The 23,263-nt window shown below is 74.0% G+C and carries 23 protein-coding genes; 8 read left to right on the top strand and 15 right to left on the bottom strand.

The genetic code is table 11. The features are described 5' to 3' along the window. Positions 1-270 precede the first annotated feature (270 nt). The 4 genes from ACP4J0_RS17100 to ACP4J0_RS17085 form a co-directional block, all read right to left on the bottom strand. Complete coding sequence (locus ACP4J0_RS17100; RefSeq protein WP_426599534.1) at positions 271-1,530, bottom strand: sensor histidine kinase; 1,260 nt, start codon at positions 1,528-1,530, stop codon at positions 271-273. Further along, complete coding sequence (locus ACP4J0_RS17095; protein ID WP_426599533.1) at positions 1,527-2,531, bottom strand: hypothetical protein; 1,005 nt, start codon at positions 2,529-2,531, stop codon at positions 1,527-1,529. Before ACP4J0_RS17095 ends, ACP4J0_RS17100 begins: the two co-directional genes overlap by 4 nt. Before the next feature lie 77 nt (positions 2,532-2,608). Beyond that, positions 2,609-3,079, bottom strand: coding sequence for a GNAT family N-acetyltransferase (locus ACP4J0_RS17090; RefSeq protein ID WP_426599532.1), 471 nt, complete (start codon positions 3,077-3,079; stop codon positions 2,609-2,611). 3 nt (positions 3,080-3,082) lie between these two features. After that, positions 3,083-3,856 carry an IclR family transcriptional regulator gene (locus ACP4J0_RS17085; protein ID WP_426599531.1) on the bottom strand — a complete coding sequence of 258 codons (774 nt, stop codon included), beginning with the start codon at positions 3,854-3,856 and terminating at the stop codon, positions 3,083-3,085. 129 nt (positions 3,857-3,985) lie between these two features. Between ACP4J0_RS17085 and ACP4J0_RS17080 the strand changes: the two genes are divergently transcribed. The 5 genes from ACP4J0_RS17080 to ACP4J0_RS17060 all read left to right on the top strand — a co-directional run bounded on the left by ACP4J0_RS17080 (position 3,986) and on the right by ACP4J0_RS17060 (position 8,765). Continuing rightward, positions 3,986-5,515, top strand: a complete 1,530-nt coding sequence (locus ACP4J0_RS17080) for an aldehyde dehydrogenase (NADP(+)) (protein ID WP_426599530.1) — start codon at positions 3,986-3,988, stop codon at positions 5,513-5,515. Between the two features lie 157 nt (positions 5,516-5,672). Continuing rightward, complete coding sequence (locus ACP4J0_RS17075) at positions 5,673-6,281, top strand: DUF1349 domain-containing protein (RefSeq protein ID WP_426599529.1); 609 nt, start codon at positions 5,673-5,675, stop codon at positions 6,279-6,281. A 37-nt stretch (positions 6,282-6,318) separates the two neighbouring features. After that, positions 6,319-6,822: an N-acetyltransferase family protein gene (locus ACP4J0_RS17070; RefSeq protein WP_426599528.1), complete on the top strand. Its 504-nt coding sequence runs from the start codon at positions 6,319-6,321 to the stop codon at positions 6,820-6,822. 75 nt (positions 6,823-6,897) lie between these two features. After that, complete coding sequence (locus ACP4J0_RS17065) at positions 6,898-7,611, top strand: DsbA family oxidoreductase (RefSeq protein ID WP_426599527.1); 714 nt, start codon at positions 6,898-6,900, stop codon at positions 7,609-7,611. A 95-nt stretch (positions 7,612-7,706) separates the two neighbouring features. After that, positions 7,707-8,765 (top strand): aminotransferase class V-fold PLP-dependent enzyme, encoded by a 1,059-nt coding sequence (locus tag ACP4J0_RS17060; protein WP_426599526.1) that lies wholly within the window; start codon positions 7,707-7,709, stop codon positions 8,763-8,765. A 344-nt stretch (positions 8,766-9,109) separates the two neighbouring features. Here the strand turns inward: ACP4J0_RS17060 and thpD are convergent, their stop codons facing one another. The 5 genes from thpD to ACP4J0_RS17035 form a co-directional block, all read right to left on the bottom strand. Next, entirely contained in the window at positions 9,110-10,009 is a 900-nt protein-coding gene (gene thpD, locus ACP4J0_RS17055; protein ID WP_426599525.1) for an ectoine hydroxylase, read from the bottom strand. A gap of 6 nt (positions 10,010-10,015) precedes the next feature. Then, on the bottom strand, positions 10,016-10,414 hold the full coding sequence (locus ACP4J0_RS17050; protein ID WP_217144727.1) for an ectoine synthase: 399 nt from the start codon (positions 10,412-10,414) through the stop codon (positions 10,016-10,018). A 90-nt stretch (positions 10,415-10,504) separates the two neighbouring features. Then, on the bottom strand, positions 10,505-11,776 hold the full coding sequence (gene ectB, locus ACP4J0_RS17045; protein WP_426599524.1) for a diaminobutyrate--2-oxoglutarate transaminase: 1,272 nt from the start codon (positions 11,774-11,776) through the stop codon (positions 10,505-10,507). Positions 11,777-11,908: 132 nt separating this feature from the next. Next, complete coding sequence (ectA, locus tag ACP4J0_RS17040) at positions 11,909-12,421, bottom strand: diaminobutyrate acetyltransferase (protein ID WP_426599523.1); 513 nt, start codon at positions 12,419-12,421, stop codon at positions 11,909-11,911. A gap of 328 nt (positions 12,422-12,749) precedes the next feature. Next, positions 12,750-13,880 carry a pyridoxal-phosphate-dependent aminotransferase family protein gene (locus ACP4J0_RS17035; RefSeq protein WP_426599588.1) on the bottom strand — a complete coding sequence of 377 codons (1,131 nt, stop codon included), beginning with the start codon at positions 13,878-13,880 and terminating at the stop codon, positions 12,750-12,752. Positions 13,881-14,049: 169 nt separating this feature from the next. Between ACP4J0_RS17035 and ACP4J0_RS17030 the strand changes: the two genes are divergently transcribed. Further along, positions 14,050-14,550 (top strand): hypothetical protein, encoded by a 501-nt coding sequence (locus tag ACP4J0_RS17030; protein WP_426599522.1) that lies wholly within the window; start codon positions 14,050-14,052, stop codon positions 14,548-14,550. A gap of 44 nt (positions 14,551-14,594) precedes the next feature. Beyond that, positions 14,595-15,686, top strand: a complete 1,092-nt coding sequence (locus ACP4J0_RS17025) for an amidohydrolase family protein (RefSeq protein WP_426599521.1) — start codon at positions 14,595-14,597, stop codon at positions 15,684-15,686. Between the two features lie 220 nt (positions 15,687-15,906). Here ACP4J0_RS17025 and cobC read toward each other — a convergent pair whose 3' ends face one another. Genes cobC through cobM form a run of 6 tightly spaced genes read right to left on the bottom strand, consistent with a single transcriptional unit; the run spans position 15,907 to position 22,200 of the window. Beyond that, complete coding sequence (gene cobC / locus ACP4J0_RS17020; protein ID WP_426599520.1) at positions 15,907-17,007, bottom strand: Rv2231c family pyridoxal phosphate-dependent protein CobC; 1,101 nt, start codon at positions 17,005-17,007, stop codon at positions 15,907-15,909. Beyond that, a complete protein-coding gene (locus ACP4J0_RS17015; RefSeq protein WP_426599519.1) occupies positions 16,979-17,899 on the bottom strand; it encodes a sirohydrochlorin chelatase in 921 nt (306 codons plus the stop codon). Before ACP4J0_RS17015 ends, cobC begins: the two co-directional genes overlap by 29 nt. Beyond that, positions 17,896-18,498 carry a precorrin-8X methylmutase gene (locus ACP4J0_RS17010; RefSeq protein ID WP_426599518.1) on the bottom strand — a complete coding sequence of 201 codons (603 nt, stop codon included), beginning with the start codon at positions 18,496-18,498 and terminating at the stop codon, positions 17,896-17,898. Before ACP4J0_RS17010 ends, ACP4J0_RS17015 begins: the two co-directional genes overlap by 4 nt. Further along, complete coding sequence (gene cobJ / locus ACP4J0_RS17005; protein WP_426599517.1) at positions 18,495-20,177, bottom strand: precorrin-3B C(17)-methyltransferase; 1,683 nt, start codon at positions 20,175-20,177, stop codon at positions 18,495-18,497. Before cobJ ends, ACP4J0_RS17010 begins: the two co-directional genes overlap by 4 nt. Beyond that, entirely contained in the window at positions 20,174-21,409 is a 1,236-nt protein-coding gene (gene cbiE / locus ACP4J0_RS17000; protein ID WP_426599516.1) for a precorrin-6y C5,15-methyltransferase (decarboxylating) subunit CbiE, read from the bottom strand. The genes cobJ and cbiE overlap by 4 nt, the downstream gene beginning before the upstream one ends. After that, positions 21,406-22,200, bottom strand: a complete 795-nt coding sequence (gene cobM / locus ACP4J0_RS16995; RefSeq protein WP_426599587.1) for a precorrin-4 C(11)-methyltransferase — start codon at positions 22,198-22,200, stop codon at positions 21,406-21,408. The genes cbiE and cobM overlap by 4 nt, the downstream gene beginning before the upstream one ends. Positions 22,201-22,517: 317 nt before the next feature. On the opposite strand from cobM, the gene ACP4J0_RS16990 reads away from it, so the two are divergent. Next, positions 22,518-23,246: a ZIP family metal transporter gene (locus ACP4J0_RS16990; protein WP_426599515.1), complete on the top strand. Its 729-nt coding sequence runs from the start codon at positions 22,518-22,520 to the stop codon at positions 23,244-23,246. The last annotated feature ends 17 nt before the right edge of the window (positions 23,247-23,263 follow it).

Genomic DNA, 23,263 nt, shown 5'->3' with positions numbered 1-23,263 from the left:
TGCGGCTTGTGCGGCAGGGGTGCCCGGTCCCGCACCGGCAGGCCGTGCGGCCTCCTCCGGGCGGGACGCCCGGCCTCCCGCCGGCGGGCCGGCCCTCCACGGGGGCTGCGGGACGATGCTCCAGGGACGGGCCGCGGGCCGGCCCTTCACAGGGCTGCGGGACGTTCCTCCGCAAGGCGCGGGGAACGATGTCCCACGGGCGGGCCGCGGGACGGTCTTCCCCGGGCGGGCCACCGGCGGCGGGCGGGGCGCCCGGTCCCGTCCGGCCGGTCACGCGCCGCCCCTCAGCGGCAGCCGCACGTGGAGCCGCCACACCCCCTCGACGGCGCCCGCCTCGGCCGCGCCGCCCAGCAGGCGGGCCCGGTCGGCGATGCCACGCAGGCCGTGCCCACCGGCGGGGCGCGGGGCGCGGGCCTCGCCGGTCCCGCCGAGGGGGTTCTCGACGGTGATCCGCAGGTGATCGTCCAGCACATCGACGCGCAGCGCCACGGCGACCTGTCCGCCCGCGTGCTTGAGCGCGTTGCTCAGCCCCTCCTGCACGATGCGGTACGCCTCGCGGGAGACCAGCGGCGGAAGCGCCCCGGGGTCGGCGGCGACGGTGGCCGTCACCCGCAGTCCGCCCGCACGGACGCGGCGCAGCAGGCCGTCGAGGTCGGTGGCGAGCGTCGGCGCCGGCGCGGTGCCGGGCGCGTCGCCGTCCCGCAGCACCCCCAGTACGGCGTCGAGTTCACCGACGGTGCGGCGGGTGGTGTCCTCGATCGCGGCGAGGGCCTCGCGGACGAACTCCGGGTCGGTGTCCAGGACCCGGCGGGCCGCGCTCGCCTGGAGGGTGACCGCGCTGAGGGCGTGGCCGACGGAGTCGTGCAGCTCGCGCGCGAGCCGGTTGCGGACGGCGAGGTCGGCGGCGCGGGCCTCGGCCGCCGCGACGCGGTCCTCGGGGGACGCGCCGAGCAGCGCGGGCGCCCAGCGGGCCAGCAGCGTGCCGCAGGCGGCGGCGCATCCGGCGAGCGCGACCAGCATCGCGGCACCCGCGACCGGCGCGAGCGCGAGCGCCCAGGAGTGGTGGAGGACACCGGGCGGCTCCGCCCAGTCCTCGCGCAGCGCGGGCACGAACGGCAGCGCGACCAGCGCCACCGCGAAAGGCGGCACCGTGAGGGACATCCCGGCGATGATCCCGCCGAAGCCGAGGTGCAGCGTGAACCAGGCCGCCGTACGCCCCTTCTCGCCCGTCGTCCGGGCGGGTCCGAAGGCGAGCCGGTCCGCTTCGACGCCGCACAGCCACCGCACGACGCCGGACTCCAGGGGGCGGGTCAGCGGGAACAGCGAGGTGACGGCCGCGAGCGGCAACCCGAGGACGAACGAGGCCAGTTGCAGGGAGAAGGAGCCGAAGACGTTCGTGACCCCGGTGGCCGGGCCGACGACGACCGAGCCGACGAGGACGTACGGCATGGCGAGCGCGCCGCCGAGGATCAGATGGATCCACCGCAGGCGCGCCCGCCGGCCGAACAGGAACCGGGCGAGTGCGGTCACGGCCGCGTGCGGGCCGTCGCCGACCGCCGGGCGAGGAAATGGGCGTCGACTGAGGCGAGGAGGAGGCCGACGATCATCTGGCCAGCGTAGGCGAGCGTCATCAGCCGTGTCGGGCTGTCGGCGGAATCACCGGCCGGCAGCAGCGTGGCGAGCAGGACCCAGCCGCCCCAGCAGGCCGCGGCGCCGGAACAGACCCACGTCGCGGCGAGGGGCACCGTGACCGGCAGGGCGGGGGCTCGGCGGAAGGCGAGCAGCAGGGTGCCGGTGACCGCCGCCGCCAGGAACGCGACGTGCATGCCTTCCAGCGCCTGGAAGCCACTGATGCGGTCCGCGGCACCGAGTCCCGCCGTGCCGCCGCACGCCCAGTACGCCCGGACGGCGAGCGGGAACGACGCGAGGACCGCCCCGGCCAGGGCGACGGCCTTGTACGGCGTCCCGACGACGCCGGCCGGCAGCTCCCACACCCGCCCGCGCCACAGATGACCCCAGCGGTCACGTGCGTAGGACACGAACAGCGCCCCGAGGGCGAGTCCCTGCACGATGAACCCGGTGTACACGACCCCGAACACCCATGCGTCGAGGAAGGGCTCGCGCCCCTGGCCGGACGCCGTCGCGGTGCTGCTACCGAGCGCCCGGGTGAGGAGCTGCAGCGGGAACCCGGCCATGATCGGCGCGAGCAGCCCCCCGGCGACCCACACGGGGAACGCCAGCAGCCACGCGGGCACCCGCAGGCCCCACGGCCGGGTCAGCACCAGGACCAGCACGATCACACAGCTGTCCAGCAGCAGGGTGAGCCCGTTGGCCAGGGCCATGGTGACCCGGTGGTCCAGCAGGACGCTGCCGTCCGGTATCCCGACCCGACTCCCCGCGATCCAGGCGGCCTTGAGCCCGAGATAGGGCAGGCAGGAGAGCACGGCCACGGCGCGCAGGAGCCGGCGGGCCCGGGTGGTACCGGGCGCCGGGGCGGGGATGGTTCCTCGGGATGCGAGCGTCTGCGTCATGCCTCCACGCTCCCGCGCGGACGCCCCGGGCACGTCCTGCGCACCGACGATCCGCCTCCGCCGCGCGGCGGAGCGGGTCAGTCCGCGAGGTGGAGCACGAGCTCGTCGATCTCCTCGCCCCGGGCCCGGGCGAACCCGCGGGCGCGGGCACTCGTCTCGAAGCCGCACTTCTCCAGCACGCGCCGCGAACCATCGTTGTCGGCCGCCGTCCGCGCGTACAGCGGGCGGTCCTTCACCTCGGCGAGCAGCGCCCGCAGCGCCGCGGTGGCCACCCCCCGCCCCCAGTACGCCCGGTCGACCCAGTACGTCACCTCGCGCTCGCCCGGCTCCCCGTACACCGCCGCGCTGCCGATGACGTCACCGTCGCCGAGGATGGTCCGCACGACGTCGGAGGACGCGCGGATCTTCGCCCAGTGGGCCTCGAAGGCGTCCCGGTCGGCGGGATCCTCCGGGGTGAAGGCCGCCATGCGCAGGGCCTCCGGGTCGTTCATCTGCCGGAAGAAGACGGGCAGGTCGCTGTCGTGTACCTCGCGCAGAGCGATGTGCATGGCTCAGAGCCTACGCGTGGCCAGCATCAGCCGGTCCCGCGCGTCGAACAGCGCGTCCTTCACCATCTGTTCGTGGGCGGGCGTCAGCCGCGCCACCGGCACCGAGCAGCTGATCGCGTCCCGGGCGGGCGTCCGGTAGGGGACCGCGACGCCGAAGCAGCGCAGCCCCAGCGTGTTCTCCTCGCGGTCCACGGCGAAGCCCTGCTCCCGCACCTGGTGGAGCTCCTCGATGAGCTTCTCCCGGTCGGTGATCGTGTGCTCGGTCAGCGCGGGCAGCGTCTCCGGGAGCATCTTGCGGACCTGCTCGTCGCCGTACGTGCTCAGCAGCGCCTTGCCCAGCGACGTCGAGTGCGCGGGCAGCCGGCGGCCGACCCGGGTGAACGGCCGCAGGTAGTGCTGCGACTGGCGGGTGGCCAGGTAGACGACGTTCGTGCCGTCCAGCCGCGCCAGGTGGATGGTCTCCGTGGTGTCGTCGGAGAGCCGGTCCAGCGTCGGCCGCGCCGCCGCGACCACCTCGTCGCCGTCGATGTACGACGTGCCGACCAGCAGCGCCCGCACGCCGATGCCGTACCGCGTGCCCGTGGCGTCCGTCTCCACCCAGCCCAGCTCGACCAGTGTGCGCAGCAGCATGTAGAGACTGGACTTGGGATAGCCGACGGCCTCCTGGACCGACGCGAGGGAGTGCATACCGGGGCGTCCGGCGAAGTACTCGAGCAGTTCAACCGTCCGTACGGCGGACTTGACCTGCGCTCCGCCTCCCGTCTCGCCAGCCGACATCGCCCTTGACCCCTTCGTTCGACGGGAAATAGTCTCCAACAGCATATTCATCATCAGAGACAGCGTTCAGTATATCGAACGAGTCCGATGCGCAGCACGTCCGATGCAGAGCACGTGGAGGGACCCGCGGTGGCAGCAGCACCAGTCTGGAGTGTCGACCCCCGAACCGGGAAGCAGCGCGAGCAGGTCGCGGTGGAAGCCACGGCCCAGGAGGTGGACGCCGCCGTCCGGGCCGCGCACGCCGCCCGGGACGCCCTCGCCGACCGCACCGTCCGCGCGGCCTTCCTGCGCACCGCCGCCGACGAGCTGAAGGCGGCCGAGAGCACCCTCGTCGAGGCGGCCGACGCGGAGACCGCGCTCGGCCCGGTCCGGCTCACCGGCGAACTCGCCCGCACCTGCTACCAGCTGCGGGCCTTCGCCGACATCGTCGACGAGGGCGAGTTCCTCGGCGTCGTCATCAACCACCCCGACGACACCGCGACCCCGCCGATCCCGGACCTGCGCCGCTACAAGGTGCCCCTGGGTGTCGTCGCCGTCTACTCGGCCTCCAACTTCCCCTTCGCCTTCTCCGTCCCCGGCGGTGACACCGCGAGCGCCCTCGCGGCCGGCTGCCCGGTCGTCGTCAAGGCACACCCCGACCACCCGGCCCTGTCCGAGCTGGTCGCCAAGGTGCTGCGCCGGGCCGCCGCCCGGCACGACGTCCCCGAGGGCGTCGTCGGCCTCGTGCACGGCTTCGAGGCGGGCATCGAACTGATCAAGCACCCGCTGGTCGCCGCCGCCGGCTTCACGGGTTCCGTCCGCGGTGGCCGCGCGCTGTTCGACGCCGCCGCCGCGCGGCCGGTCCCGATCCCCTTCCACGGCGAGCTCGGTTCGCTGAACCCGGTCGTCGTCACCCAGGCGGCGGCCACCGAGCGGGCGGAGGCGATCGGCGCCGGGCTGGCCGGCTCGATGACGCTGGGCGTCGGCCAGTTCTGCGTGAAGCCCGGCCTGGTCCTGGTGCCGTCGGGCGCCGCCGGTGACGGCCTGGTCAAGTCCCTCACGGACGCGGTCGGCGACACCGACGCCGGCGTGCTGCTCGACCACCGCATGCGGGACAACTTCGTCGCCGGCGTCGCCGAACGCGCGGCGCTGCCCGACGTGGACTGCCCGGTGACGCCGGGCTCGGGAGGCGAGCACACCGTGGCCGCCGGGTTCCTCACCGTGCCGGCCGGGCGGCTGACGGAGCAGGGCGAGCACGACCTGCTCCTCGAGGAGTGCTTCGGACCGGTCACCGTGGTGGCCCGCTACGAGGACGAGGCCGAGGTGCGGGGAGTCCTGTCCCGGCTGCCGGGCAACCTCACGGCGACCGTGCAGCTCTCCGCCGAGGAGGCGGCGGGCCAGGGACGCGGGGCGGAGATCCTCGCGGAGCTCACGCCGCTCGCGGGACGAGTGCTGGTGAACGGCTGGCCCACGGGGGTCGCCGTGGCGGCGGCCCAGCAGCACGGGGGCCCGTACCCGGCGACGACGTCGACGTCCACGTCGGTGGGCGGTACGGCGATCGAGCGGTGGTTGCGGCCGGTCGCGTACCAGGGGACGCCCGAGGCGCTGCTTCCCGCCGAGCTGCGGGACGGCAATCCGCTGGGGCTGCCCCGCCGGTTCAACGGGGTGCTCGAGCGGTAGCGCCGTCGGGGCGCGGGTGGTGCGCGGGCCGCGGCACCGTTTCGCGGGCCGCGGCACCGCGGTGGCCGCTCGCGCCCACGCGGCGGAGCCGCGGCCCGACGCGGCCCCGCGCCTCCGCGCCCCCGAGCAGGTACACCCGCCCCGAGAGGATCGACCGATGGACCTGGAACTTCCCGAACTGCCCTTCCCCCTCCGCACCTACGGCCCCGACGGGGCCTGGTCCTACGAGAACGGTGTCCTCACCGGATCGGCCGGCCCCCGGCAGGACCGCTTCGTGCCGCCGACCGGGGAGGCACTGGAGCCCACGTCCGACGCGCCGAGACTGCTGGGTCCGCCCGACGGGGACTTCCAGCTGATCGCCCGCGTCACGGTCGGCTTCAAGGGCGCCTTCGACGCCGGCGTCCTCTACGTCCACGTCGGCGAACGGGCCTGGGCCAAGCTGTGCCTGGAGTACTCCCCGGACGTGCCCACCGTCTGCACGGTGGTCACCCGGGGGCACTCCGACGACGTCAACTCCTTCACCGTGGACGGAAACTCCGTCTGGCTGCGGGTCAGCCGCACCGGACGGGCCTTCGCCTTCCACGCCTCCCTCGACGGCGAGCGCTGGACCTTCGTCCGGCTGTTCACCCTGGGCGACGAGGAGGAGACCGGCGCGGCCCTGGTCGGCTTCCTCGCCCAGGCGCCGGTGGGGGAGGGGTGCGAGGTGACGTACGACCACCTGGAGTTCCGGCCGGCCTGGCCGGCGGACCTGCGCGACGGCAGCTGACGCAACCGTGAGGCCCGGCTTCCGCGTCCTGCGTTGCATGATCAGCGAACGTGTGACCGGAAGCCGGGTGATCCGTACCGTCCTGCCCGCCGAGGCGGAGACCGTCGCCGCCCTGCACGCCCGGGCCAGGGCGACGTACTACCCGGACGGGCTCCCCGACGACGGCGTCGACTGGGTGGCCGTGTGGCGCAGTGCCGTCGAACGGCCCGACGGGCACGTGCTGTGCGCCGTGGAACGGGGCGGCCTCGTCGGCATCGCCTCCTTCCGGGTCCCGGACGACGGCCCGGCGGACACGGTCAAGCTGTTCCAGTTCCACGTCGACCCCGGCCACTGGCGCACCGGCATCGGCACCACCCTGCACACGGCCTGCGTCGAACAGTGGCACGCCGACGCCAGGCGGACGGCCGTCCTGGACGTACACGTCGACAACCGGCGCGCCCAGGCCTTCTACGCCCGCCGGGGCTGGGTCCCCGACCCGGAGAACCCGCCCGCCGAGGGCGACCACCACCTGTTCCTGCGGTATCGCGTGCCGGGGGAATGAGCCCCGCTGCTTGAACGTTCACGTACGAGGCGGAGAGGGCCTCCGCACCCGTACGACCTGGAGAAGAGCCGAGACATGCGCGTCGAGATCTGGAGCGACATCGCCTGCCCGTGGTGCTACGTGGGCAAGGCCCGCTTCGAGAAGGCGCTCGCGGCCTTCCCGCACCGTGACGGCGTCGAGGTGGTCCACCGGTCGTTCGAGCTGGACCCCGGGCGGGCCAAGGACGACGTCCAGCCCGTGCTGACGATGCTCACCGCCAAGTACGGCATGAGCGAGGCCCAGGCACAGGCCGGTGAGGACAACCTCGGTACGCAGGCCGCCGCCGAGGGACTGGACTACCGCACCCGGGACCGCGACCACGGCAGCACCTTCGACATGCACCGGCTGCTGCACCTCGCCAAGGAGCAGGGACGGCAGGAGGCGCTGCTGGACGCGCTCTACCGGGGCAACTTCGCCGACGAGCGCTCCGTCTTCAACGACGACGAGCGGCTCGTGGAGCTGGCCGTCGCCGCCGGGCTGGACGCGGACGCCGCCCGCGCGGTGCTCGCCGACCCCGCCGCCTACGCCGACGAGGTGCGCGCCGACGAGCGCGAGGCCGCGGAGCTGGGGGCCACGGGCGTGCCGTTCTTCGTGCTCGACCGGAAGTACGGCGTGTCCGGCGCCCAGCCCGCCGAGGTCTTCGCCCAGGCGCTGACGCAGGCGTGGGGCGAGCGCACACCGCTGAAGCTGATCGACGACGGGGGCGCCGAGGCGTGCGGTCCGGACGGGTGCGCGGTGCCCCGGAACTGAAACTCCAGGTGGCGGCAGTCGCATAAGCGTTCCTTGGAGGAACCGCGTAGGAATACGTGATGGACGGGTAGGTCGCCGGGCGGCACAGTGGCCTCATGGAGAGCTTCGAGAACCTCGTCCGTGCCGAGTTCGCCCCGGAGACCACGTACCTGAACACCGCCAGTACCGGCCTGCTCCCCGCCCGGACCCTCGTCGCGATGCGTGACGCGGCGGCGTCCGCGGCGGCCGGGCAGCCGCTCGACATGTTCGCCGACGTCGAGGCGAGCCGGTCCGCCTTCGCCCGGCTCCTGGGGGTGCCCGCCACCCGGGTCGCGGCCGGTGCGTCCGTCGCCACGTTCAGCGGGCTCGTCGCGGCCTCGCTGCCCGCGGGCGCCGAAGTCCTCACCGCGGAGGCCGACTTCAGCTCCCTGGTGAACCCCCTGTACACCCGCGGCGACCTGAAGGTGCGCAGCGTGCCGCTGGAGCGGATCGCGGAGTCGGTCGGTCCGCAGACCGCGCTCGTCGCGGTCAGCTCCGTCCAGTCCGCCGACGGGCGGATCGCCGACCTGGCGGCGCTGCGGGACGCCGCACGGACGCACGGTGCTCGGACGCTGGTCGACGTCTCGCAGTCCAACGGGTGGCTGCCGCTGGCCGCGGACGACTTCGACTACGTGGCCGCCGTCGCCTACAAGTGGGTGCTCTGCCCGCGTGGCGTCGCCTTCCTCGTCGTACCGGAGGACCTGGGAGAGTCGGCGGGACTGACGCCGCTGTTCGCCGGGTGGGCGTCGGGTGAGCGCCCCTGGGACAGCTGTTACGGCCCCGTCGAGGAACTCGCGCACTCCGCACGCCGCTTCGACGAGAGCCCGGCCCTCTTCTCCTACACGGGCGCCCGGCACTCCCTGGCCCTGATCGAGGAACTCGGCGTGGACGCCGTACACGCCCACGACACCGCTCTCGCCGACCGGTTCCGGCAGGGGCTGGGCTCCCTGGGGCACGAGCCGGTGCCCGCGCCGGGCTCCGCGATCGTCTCCGTGCCCGGGCTCGGCCACCGGCAGGGCGAGTTGAGCCGGGCCGGCGTCCAGGTCTCCGACCGGGCGGGCCATCTGCGGGCCGCGTTCCACCTCTACAACACGGCGGCGGACGTCGACCGGCTGCTGGACGTGCTGGCGGGCTGAGACGGCCGGGCCGGAGGCGGCAGGGACAAACAGCCGGGCCGGGACAGCATCGGGCAGGGGCCTCCCGTCCCACACGAGAAGGCCCCTGCCCGGGTTCGGATGGGGGTCACCTCACCGGGGTGAAGTCCCGCGCCCCGATGCGGTGTTCTCCGGGGGGCGACCCCCGGATCCCCGGCCGAGCGGGGTCACCGGGCCGGGGTGAAGTCCCGCGCCCCGATGCGGTGTTCTCCGGGGGGCGACCCCCGGACCCTCCGGCCGAGCGGAGTCACCTCACCGGGGTGAAGTCCCGCGCCCCGATGCGGTGTTCTCCGGGGGACGACCCCCGGACCCCCGGCGGAGCGGGGTCACCGGACCGGAGTGAAGTCCCGCGCCCCGATGAACTCCGGCCGCCGGATCGGCGCCGCGAACGGCTCGACCGCCGTGTTCTCCACGCTGTTGAACACGATGAACACGTTGCTGCGCGGGAACGGCGTGATGTTGTCGCCCGACCCGTGCATGCAGTTGCAGTCGAACCAGGTCGCCGAGCCGGCCTTGCCGGTGAACAGCTTGATGCCGTACTCGGAGGCCATCTTCGTCAGCGCCTCGTCGGACGGCGTCCCCGCGTCCTGCATCTGCAGGGACTTCTTGTAGTTGTCCTTCGGCGTGGCCCCCGCGCACCCGAGGAACGTCTTGTGCGACCCCGGCATGATCATGAGACCGCCGTTGGTGTCGTAGTTCTCGGTGAGCGCGATCGAGACCGAGATGGTGCGCATGTTCGGCAGGCCGTCCTCGGCGTGCCAGGTCTCGAAGTCCGAGTGCCAGTAGAAGCCGCTGGCCCCGAAGCCCGGCTTGACGTTGATCCGGGACTGGTGGACGTAGACGTCCGAGCCGAGGATCTGCCGGGCCCGCCCGACCACGCGCTCGTCGCGCACCAGCTTGGCGAACACCTCGCTGATCCTGTGCACCTCGAAGACCGACCGGATCTCCTTGGACTGCGGCTCGACGATCGAGCGCTCGTCCGCGCGGATGGCCGGGTCCGTGGTGAGCCGCTCCAGCTCGCGCCGGTAGACGTCGACCTCGTCCGGTCCGATGAGCTGGTCGACGGCGAGGAAACCGTCGCGGTCCAACGCCTGCAGGTCACCGGCCGAGACCGGGCCGGGCGTGTCCGGGGAGCCCCAGACGACCGGGTCCTGCCGGGGGGTTGCCACCTCGGTGGCGCCGCGGGTGGGATAGAGGTCGGTGACGTTCGTGGTCGTGGTGGTCACGGTGACTCACACCTCCTCGGTGAGCAGCGGGTAGACGCCGTTCTCGTCGTGATCCTCCCGTCCGGTCACGGGCGGGTTGAAGACGCAGATGCAGTGGAAGTCCTCCTTGACCTTGAGCGTGTGCCGCTCATGGCCGTCCAGGAGGTACATGGTCCCCGGCGTGATGTGGTACGTCTTCCCCGTTTCGCGGTCGGTCAGTTCGGCGTCGCCCTTGGTGCAGACGACGGCCTCGATGTGGTTCGCGTACCACATCGACGTCTCCGTACCCGCGTACAGAATCGTCTCGTGGACGGAGAAGCCGACCTTCTCCTTGGCCAGGACGATGCGCTTGCTCTCCCAGGTGCCGGACGCCGACTTCACGTGCCGGTCGGTGCCTTCGATCTCCTTGAACGAACGGACGATCACGGTGTTGCGATGCCTCCTAGGTGAAGGGTGTGCAAGGGTCCCCGGCGCCCTCGGCCGCGCGGGCCGAAGGCGCCGGAAGCAGTGGTGCCGTCAGGCGGTCTCGCGCACGGCCCGGGCGAGGGTCTTCATGCCCTCGTCCAGCTCGTCGGGCGTGATGGTGAGCGCCGGGAGCAGCTTGACGACCTCGCTCTCGGGGCCGGACGTCTCGATGAGCAGCCCGAGTTCGAAGGCGCGCGCCGCGACCTTCCCCGCGCGTTCCTTGTCGTGGAACTCCAGGCCCCAGACCAGGCCGCGGCCCCGGTACTCCTTGATGTCGGCGAGGTTCTCCTCGGTGATGGCGATCATGTGCTGCTCGACCTGCTCGCCGCGCTTGCGGGTCTGCTTCTCCATCGCCGACCCGTCGGCCCAGTACGCCTCCAGCGTGGCGGTCGCCGTGACGAAGGCCGGGTTGTTGCCGCGGAAGGTGCCGTTGTGCTCGCCCGGCTCCCAGACGTCCAGCTCGGGCTTGAACAGGGTCAGCGCCATGGGCAGGCCGTAGCCGCTGATCGACTTGGAGACGGTGACGATGTCCGGCGTGATGCCCGCCTCCTCGAAGGAGAAGAAGGCACCGGTACGGCCGCAGCCCATCTGGATGTCGTCGACGATCAGCAGCATGTCCTGGCGTTCGCACAGCTCGGACAAGGCGCGCAGCCACTCGGCCCGGGCGACGTTGATGCCGCCCTCGCCCTGCACCGTCTCGACGATCACGGCGGCCGGCTTGTTGAGGCCGGAGCCCTGGTCCTCCAGCAGCCGCTCGAACCACAGGAAGTCCTCGACGGTGCCGTCGAAGTAGTTGTCGAACGGCATGGGCGTGCCGTGCACCAGCGGGATGCCGGCGCCGGCCCGCTTGAAGGCGTTGCCGGTCACGGCGAGCGAGCCCAGCGACATGCCGTGGAACGCGTTGGTGAACGACACGATCGACTCGCGTCCCTTCACCTTCCGCGCCAGCTTGAGCGCGGACTCCACGGCGTTGGTGCCCGTCGGGCCGGGGAACATGACCTTGTACGGCAGGTCACGCGGGCGGAGCACCAGGTTCTGGAACGTCTCCAGGAAGCGGCGCTTGGCGGTGGTCGACATGTCGAGCCCGTGCGTGACGCCGTCCCGCTCCAGGTAGTCGATCAGCGCGCGTTTCAGCACGGCGTTGTTGTGCCCGTAGTTGAGCGAGCCCGCTCCGGCGAAGAAGTCGAGGTACTCGTGGCCGTCCTCGTCGTACATGCGGCTGCCGAGCGCGCGGTCGAAGACGGTGGGCCAGCCGCGGCAGTAGCTGCGCACCTCGGACTCGACGGTCTCGAAGACACTGAGGTCGGGCTGGGTGATGGTCACGACGAAATCGCTCCTCGTGGGATGAGGGTGGGAGAGGAAGGTCGTACGGATCCGGGGGACCGGTGAGGTCCCGGCCGGGAAGTCTCAGGGCCGGACGGCCAGGGGTGCCGGGCCGTCCGGGCAGCCGGTCGGTCAGCGGGCTGCGGACAGGGGGCCGATGCGGTACAGGACCTCGGGCTCGTGCGGCCCGTCGGGGAACAGGTCGGTGCCGAACAGCACCTCGCGCTCCAGCCGGGCGCCGTGTCGCTCGGCGAACGAGGTGAACAGCCGCTGGGACGCGGTGTTGTCGGGTGAGATGGTGGTCTCCACGGTTGTCATCCCGCGTTCCGCGACGGTCCGGGCGGCCAGTCCGTCGAGCAGAGAAGCCGCGAGCCTCCGTCCACGGTAGGCACGGTTCACCGCCACCTGCCACACGAGCAGGGTGTCCGGCCGGTCCGGCCGCATGTAGCCGGTGACGAAGCCGACCGGCACGCCGTGCCCGTCGCGGGCGACGGCCGAGGTGGCGGCGAAGTCCCGGCACCAGAGCAGATAGCTGTAGGACGAGTTCAGGTCGAGGACCTCGGAATCCCTCGCTATCCGCCACAGAGCGGCCCCGTCGGCCACTCTCGGACGGTCGATTTGCAGGTCTGCTTGCGCGGCAGTCATGCGAATTGAATTTACCCAGGGAAATTCGAAATTGCATCGCCGGACGGGGTTACGTATGGGCGCGTCATGTGTTATCACGCGGGCGCGTGCTTCCGCGCGAGGAGGCGGCGATATGTGCGGTTTGCACGTGTCAAACGCCGCAAAACGGGCAGCATGTGGATCGGGTCACAATCACGTAACCCGTGCGAGAGCTGCCCGAAATGCGAGAGTCGAGGCCCGTGAAGTCGTTGTGTTTAAGACCCGGGAAAGCGGGCAGGAGAATACGGGAAGCTGTGCTGAGTGTAATTCGTTAATTCTGTTTGTGTGAGCTTCGGTAATTCCCTTGAGTTCATGCTCCCGAAAGTCCGGGGCCGGCCGGCCGGACCCAGGCGTCCTCGACGGCCCGCCGTGCCGCCTCCAGGTCGGCCTTCAGGCACTTCTCGGCCAGCGCGGCACCCAGTGCCGCCAGAGAGCCCTGGACGGCTCCGCGCGTCGCCTGCGGACCGTAGTGGTTGACGCGGATCATCTCCCCGGCGAGCGCGCCCCCGCCCGCCGCCAGCGGCAGCGCCGGATCGGACTCCAGGGCCCGGGCCACCAGCTCGGACGCGTCGACGCCGGACGGCGTCCGCAGCGTCGTCGCGACCGGCGCCGCGTCCTTCGCCTCGTACACGTACGGCTCCAGGCCGCCGCCCAGCGCGAGCGCGCCGGCCCGGGTGGCCGCCGCGGCCGCCGCGTGCCGTGCCGTCACCGTCTCCAGGCCCTCCGCCTCGATGCGCTCCACGCACGCCTCCAGGGCGAGCATCTCCAACTGCGCCGGCGCGTGCGGCAGCGCCTTGCGCCCGCCGTCGATCCAGCGCTCCCTCCAGTCCAGCAGGGAGAGGTACGACCGGCGCGGCGCCCCGGGGTTCGCCGCCATCCGCGCCCACGCCCGCTCGCTCACCGACACCGCCGACACCCCGGCCGGACCGCCCATCGCCTTCTGGGCCCCGATGACGCACAGGTCCACGCCCCACGCGTCCGGCAGGACCGGCTCGGCGCCCACGGAGGCCACGGCGTCCAGGTAGAAGAGCGCGCCGTGCGCCCGCACCACCTCACCGATCTCCGCGACCGGGTTGGTGTTCCCGGTCGCCGCCTCCGCGTGCACCAGGGAGACGAAGTCGATCTCCGGGTGCTCGGCCAGGGCCCCGCGGATCTGCTCGGCGGTCACCGCCGTGTGGAACGGCACGGCGAGGTCGTGCACGGTCGCGCCGCAGTCCCGCAGCCAGTCCCCGAACGTCTGCCCGTACGGCCCCGTGACCACGTTCAGCGCGACGGTGCCCGGCCCGGCGGCACCGCGGATCGCACCCTCCAGCGGCAGCAGTGCCTCGCCCTGCATGATCACGACGTCCTGGCCGGTGCCGAGCAGGCGCGCGACCCGGTCCTCGATCGCGGCGAAACGGCCGGCGCTCAGCGGGGCGAGGTCCAGGAAGGGGTGGGTCACTGTGGTGCTCTCTTCGCTCACGGGCAGGTGTACGGCGCGTACGGAGTCGAGAGTAACCATGGCCTCCGCCGCCGCTCGCGCCGGAGGCCGTCCGTTGCGACACCCCCACGCCCGGAATTGTGGCTTCCGCCACAGCCGTCATGATCGCCGAGCTGATGAACTCGTACTCGTGTTCGCTCTCCTGCTGCTCCTCCTCGTCGCGGTGGTGACGGCCGCCCTCGTGAGCCGGGGTCCCGGCACGTACCCCCGCGCGCAGCCGGCACCGACGGCCGCCGTTCCCGCGCCGCGCAAGCCGGGCGCGCCCTTCCGCGTCGTCGCCGGGGTCGCGGGCGGGGCCGCCGCCCTGCTGTACCTCTGGGGTCTGCTGTGCGTGGGGTTCGCGGCCATGGAGGCGGAGGGCGGCGGTACGGGCTCCGCGCCGCTGCGGCCCTGCCGTGCCGGCGTGTCCCCGGAGCTGTCCGGGCGGGTCATCGACTACTCCGTCTCCTACCTGCCCCTGCGCTTCAGCTGCGAGACCACCGACGGTGACGCCTACGACTCCGCCGACGTCCCCGGCTACGTCAACCCCGGCGTCGCCGTCCTCGCCCTGACCGCCGTCGCCGGTGCCGTCGCGGCCGGATACGCGACCGAGCTGCGCGCCCGAGCGGCAGCGCGCGACGGCGGCCGGTGACCGGGCCTTCGAACACCCCCGCGGGCCGGTCTAAGGTGCGGGGCATGAGCGATCGCACGGTGCTGCACGTCAGGGGTCGGGTGCTCGTCGGACCGGAGGAGGTCCGCGACGAGTTGTGGGTGATCGACGGCAGGATCTCCCACGACCGCCCCGCCGGCGCCGCCGACGTCCGCACCGTCGAGGGCTGGGCGCTGCCCGGCCTGGTCGACGCGCACTGCCACGTCGGCCTGGACCAGCACGGCGCCGTCCCCCAGGATGTCGCCGAGAAGCAGGCGCTCACCGACCGCGAGGCCGGCACCCTCCTCATCCGCGACGCGGGCTCGCCCTCCGACACCCGCTGGACCGACGACCGCGAGGACCTCCCGAAGATCATCCGGGCGGGCCGGCACATCGCCCGCACCCGCCGCTACATCCGCAACTACGCCTGGGAGGTCGAGCCCGAGGACCTCGTCGCGTACGTCGCCCAGGAGGCCCGGCGCGGTGACGGCTGGGTGAAGCTGGTCGGCGACTGGATCGACCGGGACCTCGGCGACCTGTCCGCCTGCTGGCCGCGCGGCGCCGTCGAGGCCGCGATCGCCGAGGCCCACCGCCTGGGCGCCCGCGTCACCGCGCACTGCTTCGCCGAGGACTCCCTGCGCGACCTGGTCGAGGCCGGCATCGACTGCGTCGAGCACGCCACCGGGCTGACGGACGACACCATCCCGCTCTTCGCCGAGCGGGGCGTCGCCATCGTGCCCACCCTCGTCAACATCGCCACCTTCCCCGCGCTCGCCGACGGCGGCGAGTCCCGGTACCCGCGCTGGTCGGCCCATATGCGCCGGCTCCACGAACGCCGCTACGACACGGTGCGCGACGCCTACGACGCCGGGATCCCGGTCTTCGTCGGCACCGACGCGGGCGGTTCCCTGGCCCACGGCCTGGCGGCGGCGGAGGTCGCCGAACTGGTCACGGCCGGCATCCCGCCCGTCGAGGCCCTCGCCGCGACGACCTGGGCCGCCCGGCGGTGGCTCGGCCGTCCCGGTCTGGACGAGGGCGCGCCGGCGGACCTGGTGGTGTACGACGAGGACCCGCGCGCGGACGTGCGCGTGCTCGCCGCTCCGCGCCGGGTGGTGCTGAACGGGCGGGTCGTCGGTTAGCCGAAGCGACCCGTCGGCGTCCCGCGCGCCGAGGTGGCCCGCACCGGCGCGACGGCGGCGGGCGACGGCGACGGGCGGCGGCTCGGCGACCCCGTACGTCGCGGCCGGCACCGCCGCCCGGGATGCCGACGGGCGAGGCGGGCGAGGTACCGGCGGGCGGCGGAGCCCAGGGCGGACCGCGGGGCGTCCGCGCCGGGCTCCCGGGGGAGGGCCGTACGCCTCAGGCCGGTTCCGCCACCGCCCGCCCCAGCGCCCGCAGGAAGCCGTCCGTCGTGGCCCGGTCCCGTACCGCCAGGCGCAGCCACTCCTCGCCCAGCCCCGGGAACGTGTCCCCGCGCCGTACCGCGTACCCGAGGTCGCGCAGCCGGTGGCGTACCGAGGCCGCGTTCGGCAGGCGGACGAGGACGAAGGGGCCCTCGGCGGGCTCGGCGACCCGCAACCCGGCGCCGGCGAACTCCGCCAGCCCGGCGACGAGATGGGCCCGGTCCGCGGCGATGTGGTAGGCGGCGTGGGCGGTCTCCGCCAGCGCCGGTGGTGCCACGCACACCTCGGCCGCCGCCAGCGCGGGCGTGGACACGGGCCACAGCGGCTGGGCGCGCTCCAGACCGGTGACCGTCTCCGGGGCCGCCAGGACGTATCCGATGCGCAGCCCGGCCAGCCCCCACGTCTTGGTGAGGCTGCGCAGGACGACCAGCCCGGGTACGTCCGTGCGCCCGGCCAGCGCCTCCCGCTCGCCCGGCACCGCGTCCATGAAGGCCTCGTCCACGACCAGCGTCCGCCCGGGACGGGCCAGTTCCGCGATCGCGGCCGCCGGGTGCAGCACCGACGTCGGGTTGGTCGGGTTGCCGATCACCACCAGGTCGGCGTCCTCGGGGACGGCCGCCGGGTCCAGCCGGAAGCCGGCCGCCTCCCGCAGCAGCACCCGGTCGACCGTGTGCCCCGCGTCCCGCAACGCCGCCTCCGGCTCCGTGAACTGGGGGTGCACCACGACCGGCCGGCGCACCTTCAGGGCCCGCGCCAGCAGCACGAACGCCTCGGCCGCGCCCGCCGTCAGCAGGACCCGCTCCACCGGCAGCCCGTGCCGCGCCGCCACCGCCGCCCGCGCGGCCCGCCCGTCCGGGTAGGCCGCGAGGGAGCCGAGGGAGGCGGCGACGTGGTCGCGCAGCCAGTCCGGCGGCGTGCCCGCGCGCACGTTCACCGCGAGGTCCACCAGCGCCGAGCCGTCGTCGCGGACCTCGGCGTCCCCGTGGTGCCGCAGGTCGGGGCCCCCGGAACCGGCCCGGGCCCCGGCCTCAGTGTGCATGGGAGTGTGCGTGTCCATGCCCGTGATGGTGCCCGTGGTGGTGATGGCCGTCGTCGTCGGGGTGGAAGTGCGGCTGCTGCGGCAGCCCCACCTTGTCCTCGAACCCGGGCAGCGCGATCCGGTACACGCAACTGTCGCAGTTCATCCGGAGGTCGCCCTTGACGGCCTCCTCGTACCGCTCCCACACCAGGTCGAGCAGCTCCGGCTCCGGACCGATGACGTCGGCCGACCGCACCTCGGTCTCCGGGTGCGCGCCGGCCCACTCCTCGGTCTGGTGCCGGACCCGGTCCGGGAGGATGCCGGTGAACAGGAAGTACGGCAGGACCACGACCCGCCGCGCCCCGAGGCGCACGCACCGGTCCAGGCCGCCCGGCACGTCCGGCTTCGCCAGCGACACGAACGCCGTCTCCACGGCCCCGTACCCGCGCCCCTCCCACAGCAGCCGCGCCGCCTTGAACACCTCCGCGTTGGCGTCCGGGTCCGTCGACCCGCGCCCGACCAGCAGCACGGTCACCTCGGCGGGGTCCCAGGACGGGTCGACCGCCTGAGCCAGCCGCCGCTCCAGCACCCGCAGCAGCGCCGGGTGCGGGCCCAGCGGACGCCCGTACGTGTACGAGATGCCGGGGTGCCGCTCCTTCTCGCGGGACAGCGCCGCCGGGATGTCGCCCTTGGCGTGTCCGGCGGAGACCAGCATCAGCGGCACCGCGGCGAACCGGCGCACGCCGCGCTCGACCAGCTCGGCGACCGCCTCGCCCAGCGGCGGCGGGGACAGCTCGATGAAGCCGCCGGCGACGGGCAGTTCGGGGTGGCGGCGGCCCAGCTCGCGCACGAAGTCGCGGAACGCCTCGGCTCCGGCCTCGTCCCGGGTGCCGTGTCCGGCGATGAGCAGGGCGGGCGGCGGGGTGGTCACGATTTCTCCTCGAAGTGCGAATCGGAGTACGAAGTGGGGTGGTACAGCAGGGCGTTCAGCGCGGCGGCGGCGACCGCCGAACCACCCTTCTCGGACACGTTGCTGACGGCGGGCAGCCCGCTCTCGCGCAGCGCGGCCTTGGACTCGGCCGCGCCGACGAAGCCGACGGGCAGACCGATGACGAGCGCCGGGTCGGCGTCCAGGGTGAGCAGCTCCTCCAGGGCGGTCGGCGCGTTGCCGATCACCCAGAGGGCACCGGGACCGACCTGCTCGTACGCGAGCCGGATCGCGTGTGCCGAACGGGTCAGGCCCGGCCCGGCCACGGCGTCCTTCAGCCGGCAGACGGTCTCCCGCCGGGTGATCCCGGCCGCGACCATCTCGACGTCCACCACGACGGGCGCCCCGGCGTGCAGCGCGGCGTACGCCCGCTCCAGCGCGGCCTCGTCGGTCACGAGGTCGGTGGCGTACTCCAGGTCGGCGGCGGAGTGGATGACCCGCTCCACCACCGCGCGGGTCAGCGGCGGGAAGTGCGAGGTGTCCAGGCGGGCGCGCAGCCGCCGGTAGGACTCCTCCTCGATGGGATGGACGACACGGCTCACTTCGGCTCCTCCTGCCAGCGGTAGCCGCGCGGCGTCACCATGCGCCCGGCGATCTCGCGGGTCGCGGTGTTGCCCACCGTCACGACGGTCATCATGTCGACGGTCGCCGGGTCGAGAGCGGCGAGCGTGGTGAGCCGGCTGGACTCGTCGGCCCGCGACGCGTTGCGCACGACACCCACCGGGGTGGCCGGTGCCCGGTGCTCCGCGAGGATCGCCAGCGCCTTGGGCAGCTGCCAGTCCCGGCCCCGGCTGCGCGGGTTGTAGAACGTCACGACGATGTCCGCCTCGGCCGCCGCCCGCACCCGCCGCTCGATGACCTCCCACGGCGTGTGCAGGTCGGACAGGCTGATCGACACGTGGTCGTGGCCGAGCGGCGCGCCCAGGATCGCCCCGGCCGCCAGCGCCGCCGTCACGCCCGGCACCCCGACCACGTCGATGTCGTCGGAGGCCTCCGCGAGCGCGGGCGATGCCATGGCGTACACCCCGGCGTCCCCGCTGCCGATCAGCGCCACGGCGTGCCCGCGCCGGGCCTCCTCGACCGCGGTCCGGGCCCGCTCCTCCTCGGCGCCGAGCCCCGACTCCAGGACACGCGTGCCGGGCCGCAGCAGGTCGCGGATCTGGTCGACGTACTGGTCGAGGCCGACCAGCACGGACGCCCGCCGCAACTCCGCCTGCGCGCGCGGCGTGACCAGGTCCCGGGCGCCCGGCCCGAGCCCGACCACCGCGAGCCGCCCGCGCCCCGGACGCCGTACGACGGCGCAGGTCGCCATCGCGGGGGTCGCCGCCGACTTGCGCTTGGGCACGAGGAGTTCGCCGCCGCGCACCAGCGCCGCCGCCTCCGCGACCGACGGGGTGCCCACGGCCGCGAGCGGGGCGTCGGAGGGGTTGGGCACCTCGATGCCCGCCAGCTCGTCGGCGGCGTACGTCACCAGGGGCACGCCCAGCCGCTCGGCGGCGCCCACGATCCCGGGCTCCTCGGCCTTGGCGTCCACGGTGGCCAGCTCGGCGACCGACGCGGCGGACAGCCCGGCGTCCCGCAGGGCCTCCTCCACCAGCCCGAGCACCTCGTCGACCGGCGCCCCCCTGGACGCGCCGACGCCGACGACCAGGGACGGCGGACGCAGGACGGCCTCGCGCCCGGCCCGCTCCACCAGACGGTCCGTCAGCCGGATCGTGTACGCCCCGTCCTCGGCGACCGGCAGCGGCGGCAGCGGCCAGGCCACCTCCGACCGCAGCGCGACCGGCTCGCCGTCCAGCAGGGCCCGCGAGACCCCGGCGACATCGCCCTCCACGGGCAGCCCGAGGGTGTCCAGGCCGGGCAGGCCCACGGCGTCCGTCGCCGTCGTCACCACCGGCTCGGCGCCCAGCACCGCACCGACCGCGCGGGCGAGTTCGTTGGCGCCGCCCCCGTGGCCGCCGACCAGCGACACGGCGAACCGCCCGCCCTCGTCGACGCACACCACACCGGCGTCGGTCCGCTTGTCGTCCAGCAGCGGCGCCACGAGCCGGACCACGGCCCCCGTGGCCAGGAAGCACACGAGCTGCTCGCACTCGGCGAACGCGGTCCGCACGGCGTCCGCGACGGGACCCCCGTACACGCGCGTGCGGTCCGGCCACGCCGCGGCCAGCCGGTCCCGCGCCGCAGCTCCCGCCGAGGTGGCGGAAATGAGGCCGATCAAGGGGCAACTCCTTCGGTACGGCTGTGCGGCCTCACGCCCCACAGCAGGAAGACGGGATTGGTCGCCGCGAGCCGGGTCACGTCCCCCGGCAGCGGCGCGAGCCGGGACGACTGCAGCAGCACCCCGTCGCACTCCAGCCCGGCGTCGAGCAGGGCCCGGCGGGCCGCCGGCACCCGGTCCAGCGCGGCCATGGCGACGACCACGGTCCGCCGCGCCCGTCGCGCGCACCGCGCGACGATCGCGGGCAGTTCGCGCCCGCCACCGCCGACGAACACGGCGTCCGGGTCGTCGTCCAGGCCGGACAGCGCCGCGGGCGCCGCCCCCTGCACCACCCGGACGTCGACGCCGTGCGCGGCGGCGTTGGCGCGGACGCGATCGACACCGTCCGGCGTCTTCTCGACGGCGGTGACGGCGGCGCCGAGCCGCGCGCACTCCACGGCGACGGAACCGGAGCCCGCGCCGACGTCCCAGACCAGGTCGCCGGGGCGGGGCCCGAGCCGGGCCAGCGCCAGCGCCCGCACCTCGAACTTCGTGATCATCGAGTCGCGGTGCGCGAACTCGGCCTCGTCCAGCGCCCACCCGGCGGGACCCGGCCGAGGCCCGGCGACCGTCCGTACCGGGGCCGGCGCCCGTGCCTCGTCCAGGCACAGCACCACGCTCACCGCCGTCCCCCAGTCACGGACGGCGGCCTCGGCGGGAGTCACCCGCTCCACGCGCTCCTCGGCGGAGCCCAGCGCGGAGGCGACGACGAGGACCCGCGGGTCGTCCCGCAGCGCGGCGCCGAGTTCCGCCGGGCCGGCCCCGGGCCCCGTCAGCACGGCGACCTTCGGGTGGGCCCGGCACAGGTTCACCGCCGTCCGCGGGTCCCGCCCGTGCGCGCTGGCCACCACCGCGTCGTCCCACGGCAGCCCGGCCCGCGCGAACGCGGCGGCGACGGAGGAGACACCGGGCCGCACGTCCAGCCGCTCCGGCCCGAACCGCTCGGCCAGCACCCGCACGATCCCGAAGAACCCCGGGTCACCGGAGGCCAGCACGACCACCCGCCGCCCCTTCGCGACGTACTCCGCGACCGTGTCGAGGGCGGGCGCGAGCGCCCCGAGCACGACCCGCTCGGCACCGTCCGGCAGCCGTACGGCGTCCAGGTGGCGCCGCCCGCCGACGACCAGCTCCGCACCGGCGGCGACGTCCTCGCCGGGCGGCGCGCCGGCCCCCATCCCCACCACGGTGATCACGTGCTCGCACCCCGGGTGCGCAGCTCCCGGCGCGCCTGGGGGTCGGCCTTGCGGTAGCCGTGGAAGTGCCCCGGGTGGTACAGGTGCGAGCGGGTGCCGTGCGCGTCGAGGGCCGGGCCGACCAGGAACAGGGTGTGCTTCCAGAGCTTGTGCTCCTTGACCGTCTCCTCCAGCGTGCCGATCGTGCACCGCACGACCAGCTCCTCCGGCCAGGTGGCCTGGTACGCGACGACGACCGGCGTCTCGGTCGGATAGCCGCCCTCCAGCAGCTCCCGCACCAGCTGGCCGCTGCGGGCCGCCGACAGAAAGATCGCCATGGTGGTGCCGTGCTTCGCGAACTCGCGGACCTCCTCCCCGGGCGGCATCGGCGTCTTGCCGCCGCCGAGCCGGGTCAGGACGACGGACTGCGCGACCTCCGGGATGGTCAGCTCCCGCTGCGCGAGCGCGGCGACCGCGGAGAAGGCGGAGACGCCGGGCACGATCTCGGTCGCGATACCGATCTCCGCGCACCGGTCGAGCTGTTCCTGCGTACCGCCCCACAGGGCCGGGTCGCCGGAGTGGATGCGGGCCACCCGCAGCCCCTGCTGACGCGCCCGCCGGTAGACGGCCACGACGTCCTCCAGCGACATCGTCGCCGAGTCCAGGACCTCCGCGTCCCCCCGCGCGTGCTGGAGGACCTCCGCCTGGACCAGGCTCGCCGCCCAGATCACGACGTCGGCCTCGGCGATGGCACGCGCGGCGCGGAACGTCAGCAGGTCGGCGGCGCCGGGACCGGCACCGACGAAGGTCACCTTGCCGACGGGGTCCTCGGCCGCGGCTGCCGTGGCGGCCGGAGAAACCTCGGGAGCCGCAGGAGCCGAGGGAACTGCGGAAGTCACGGAGGCTTCGGGAGTCACGGAGGCTTCGGGAGTCACGGGAGCCTCGGGAACTGCGGGAGCCCCGGAAGTCACGGAAGCCGTGGAAGTCACGGAGGCTTCGGGAGTCACGGAAGCCTCGGGAGCCGCGGAAGCCTCGGGAGCCATGGGAATCGGTCCTCTCCTACGCATATTTACTGCGGTTGCTGCTGTGGTGCGCACGGATACGCGCTCTGATCGGATAGCAAGGGCCCATGGCGGTCTTCGTAGCGCTCGGCGCGTTCCTGATGACGCTGGCCGGCGGCTGGACGGCACAGCGCGTGACCGACCGGCGCCACCTGGTCCTGGGCCTGGCCGGCGGCCTGATACTGGGCGTGGTCGGCCTCGACCTGCTGCCGGAGGCGCTGGAAGCGGCGGGCGGCGAGGTGTTCGGCGTGCCCGAGGCACTGCTGCTCTTCGTCGCCGGATTCCTGCTCGCGCACCTCGTGGAACGCCTGCTGGCCGCCCGCCGCGCCGCGCACGGCGCCGACGAACACGGACAGCGCTCGCCCCAGGTGGGCCTGACGGCCGCCGCCGCGATGGTCGGCCACAGCGCGATGGACGGCGTGGCGATCGGCGCGGCCTTCCAGGTCGGCGGCGGAATGGGCGCGGCGGTCGCGATGGCCGTGATCGCCCACGACTTCGCGGACGGCTTCAACACCTACACGCTGACCAGCCTGTACGGGAACGCCCGCCGCCGCGCGATCGCGATGCTGGTCGCCGACGCCCTGGCACCCGTGGCCGGGGCCGCCTCCACCCTGCTCTTCACGATCCCGGAAGGGGCGCTCGGCGCGTATCTCGGCCTCTTCGGCGGCGTACTGCTCTACCTCGCCGCCGCCGAGATCCTCCCCGAGGCCCATCACGAGCACCCCGCCCGCCCGACCCTGCTGTGCACGGTCGCCGGCGCGGCGTTCATCTGGCTGGTGGTGGGCATCGCCGAGTGAGCGGCGGCCCCCCGGAC

This window comes from Streptomyces sp. WG7 (assembly GCF_049975785.1).
Classification (GTDB): Bacteria; Actinomycetota; Actinomycetes; order Streptomycetales; family Streptomycetaceae; genus Streptomyces.
This window is presented reverse-complemented; position numbering and strand designations above follow the sequence as displayed.

Excerpts from the sequence above, each read along its gene's own strand:
- ACP4J0_RS17090 (WP_426599532.1), bottom strand. The coding sequence starts at position 3,079 with ATGCACATCGCTCTGCGCGAGGTACACGACAGCGACCTGCCCGTCTTC.
- cobC (WP_426599520.1), bottom strand. The coding sequence starts at position 17,007 with ATGGACACGCACACTCCCATGCACACTGAGGCCGGGGCCCGGGCCGGT.
- ACP4J0_RS17085 (WP_426599531.1), bottom strand. The coding sequence starts at position 3,856 with ATGTCGGCTGGCGAGACGGGAGGCGGAGCGCAGGTCAAGTCCGCCGTA.
- ACP4J0_RS17065 (WP_426599527.1), top strand. The coding sequence starts at position 6,898 with ATGCGCGTCGAGATCTGGAGCGACATCGCCTGCCCGTGGTGCTACGTG.
- ACP4J0_RS17070 (WP_426599528.1), top strand. The coding sequence starts at position 6,319 with ATGATCAGCGAACGTGTGACCGGAAGCCGGGTGATCCGTACCGTCCTG.
- ectA (WP_426599523.1), bottom strand. The coding sequence starts at position 12,421 with ATGACTGCCGCGCAAGCAGACCTGCAAATCGACCGTCCGAGAGTGGCC.
- ACP4J0_RS17075 (WP_426599529.1), top strand. The coding sequence starts at position 5,673 with ATGGACCTGGAACTTCCCGAACTGCCCTTCCCCCTCCGCACCTACGGC.
- ACP4J0_RS17095 (WP_426599533.1), bottom strand. The coding sequence starts at position 2,531 with ATGACGCAGACGCTCGCATCCCGAGGAACCATCCCCGCCCCGGCGCCC.
- ACP4J0_RS16990 (WP_426599515.1), top strand. The coding sequence starts at position 22,518 with ATGGCGGTCTTCGTAGCGCTCGGCGCGTTCCTGATGACGCTGGCCGGC.
- ACP4J0_RS17025 (WP_426599521.1), top strand. The coding sequence starts at position 14,595 with ATGAGCGATCGCACGGTGCTGCACGTCAGGGGTCGGGTGCTCGTCGGA.
- ACP4J0_RS17060 (WP_426599526.1), top strand. The coding sequence starts at position 7,707 with ATGGAGAGCTTCGAGAACCTCGTCCGTGCCGAGTTCGCCCCGGAGACC.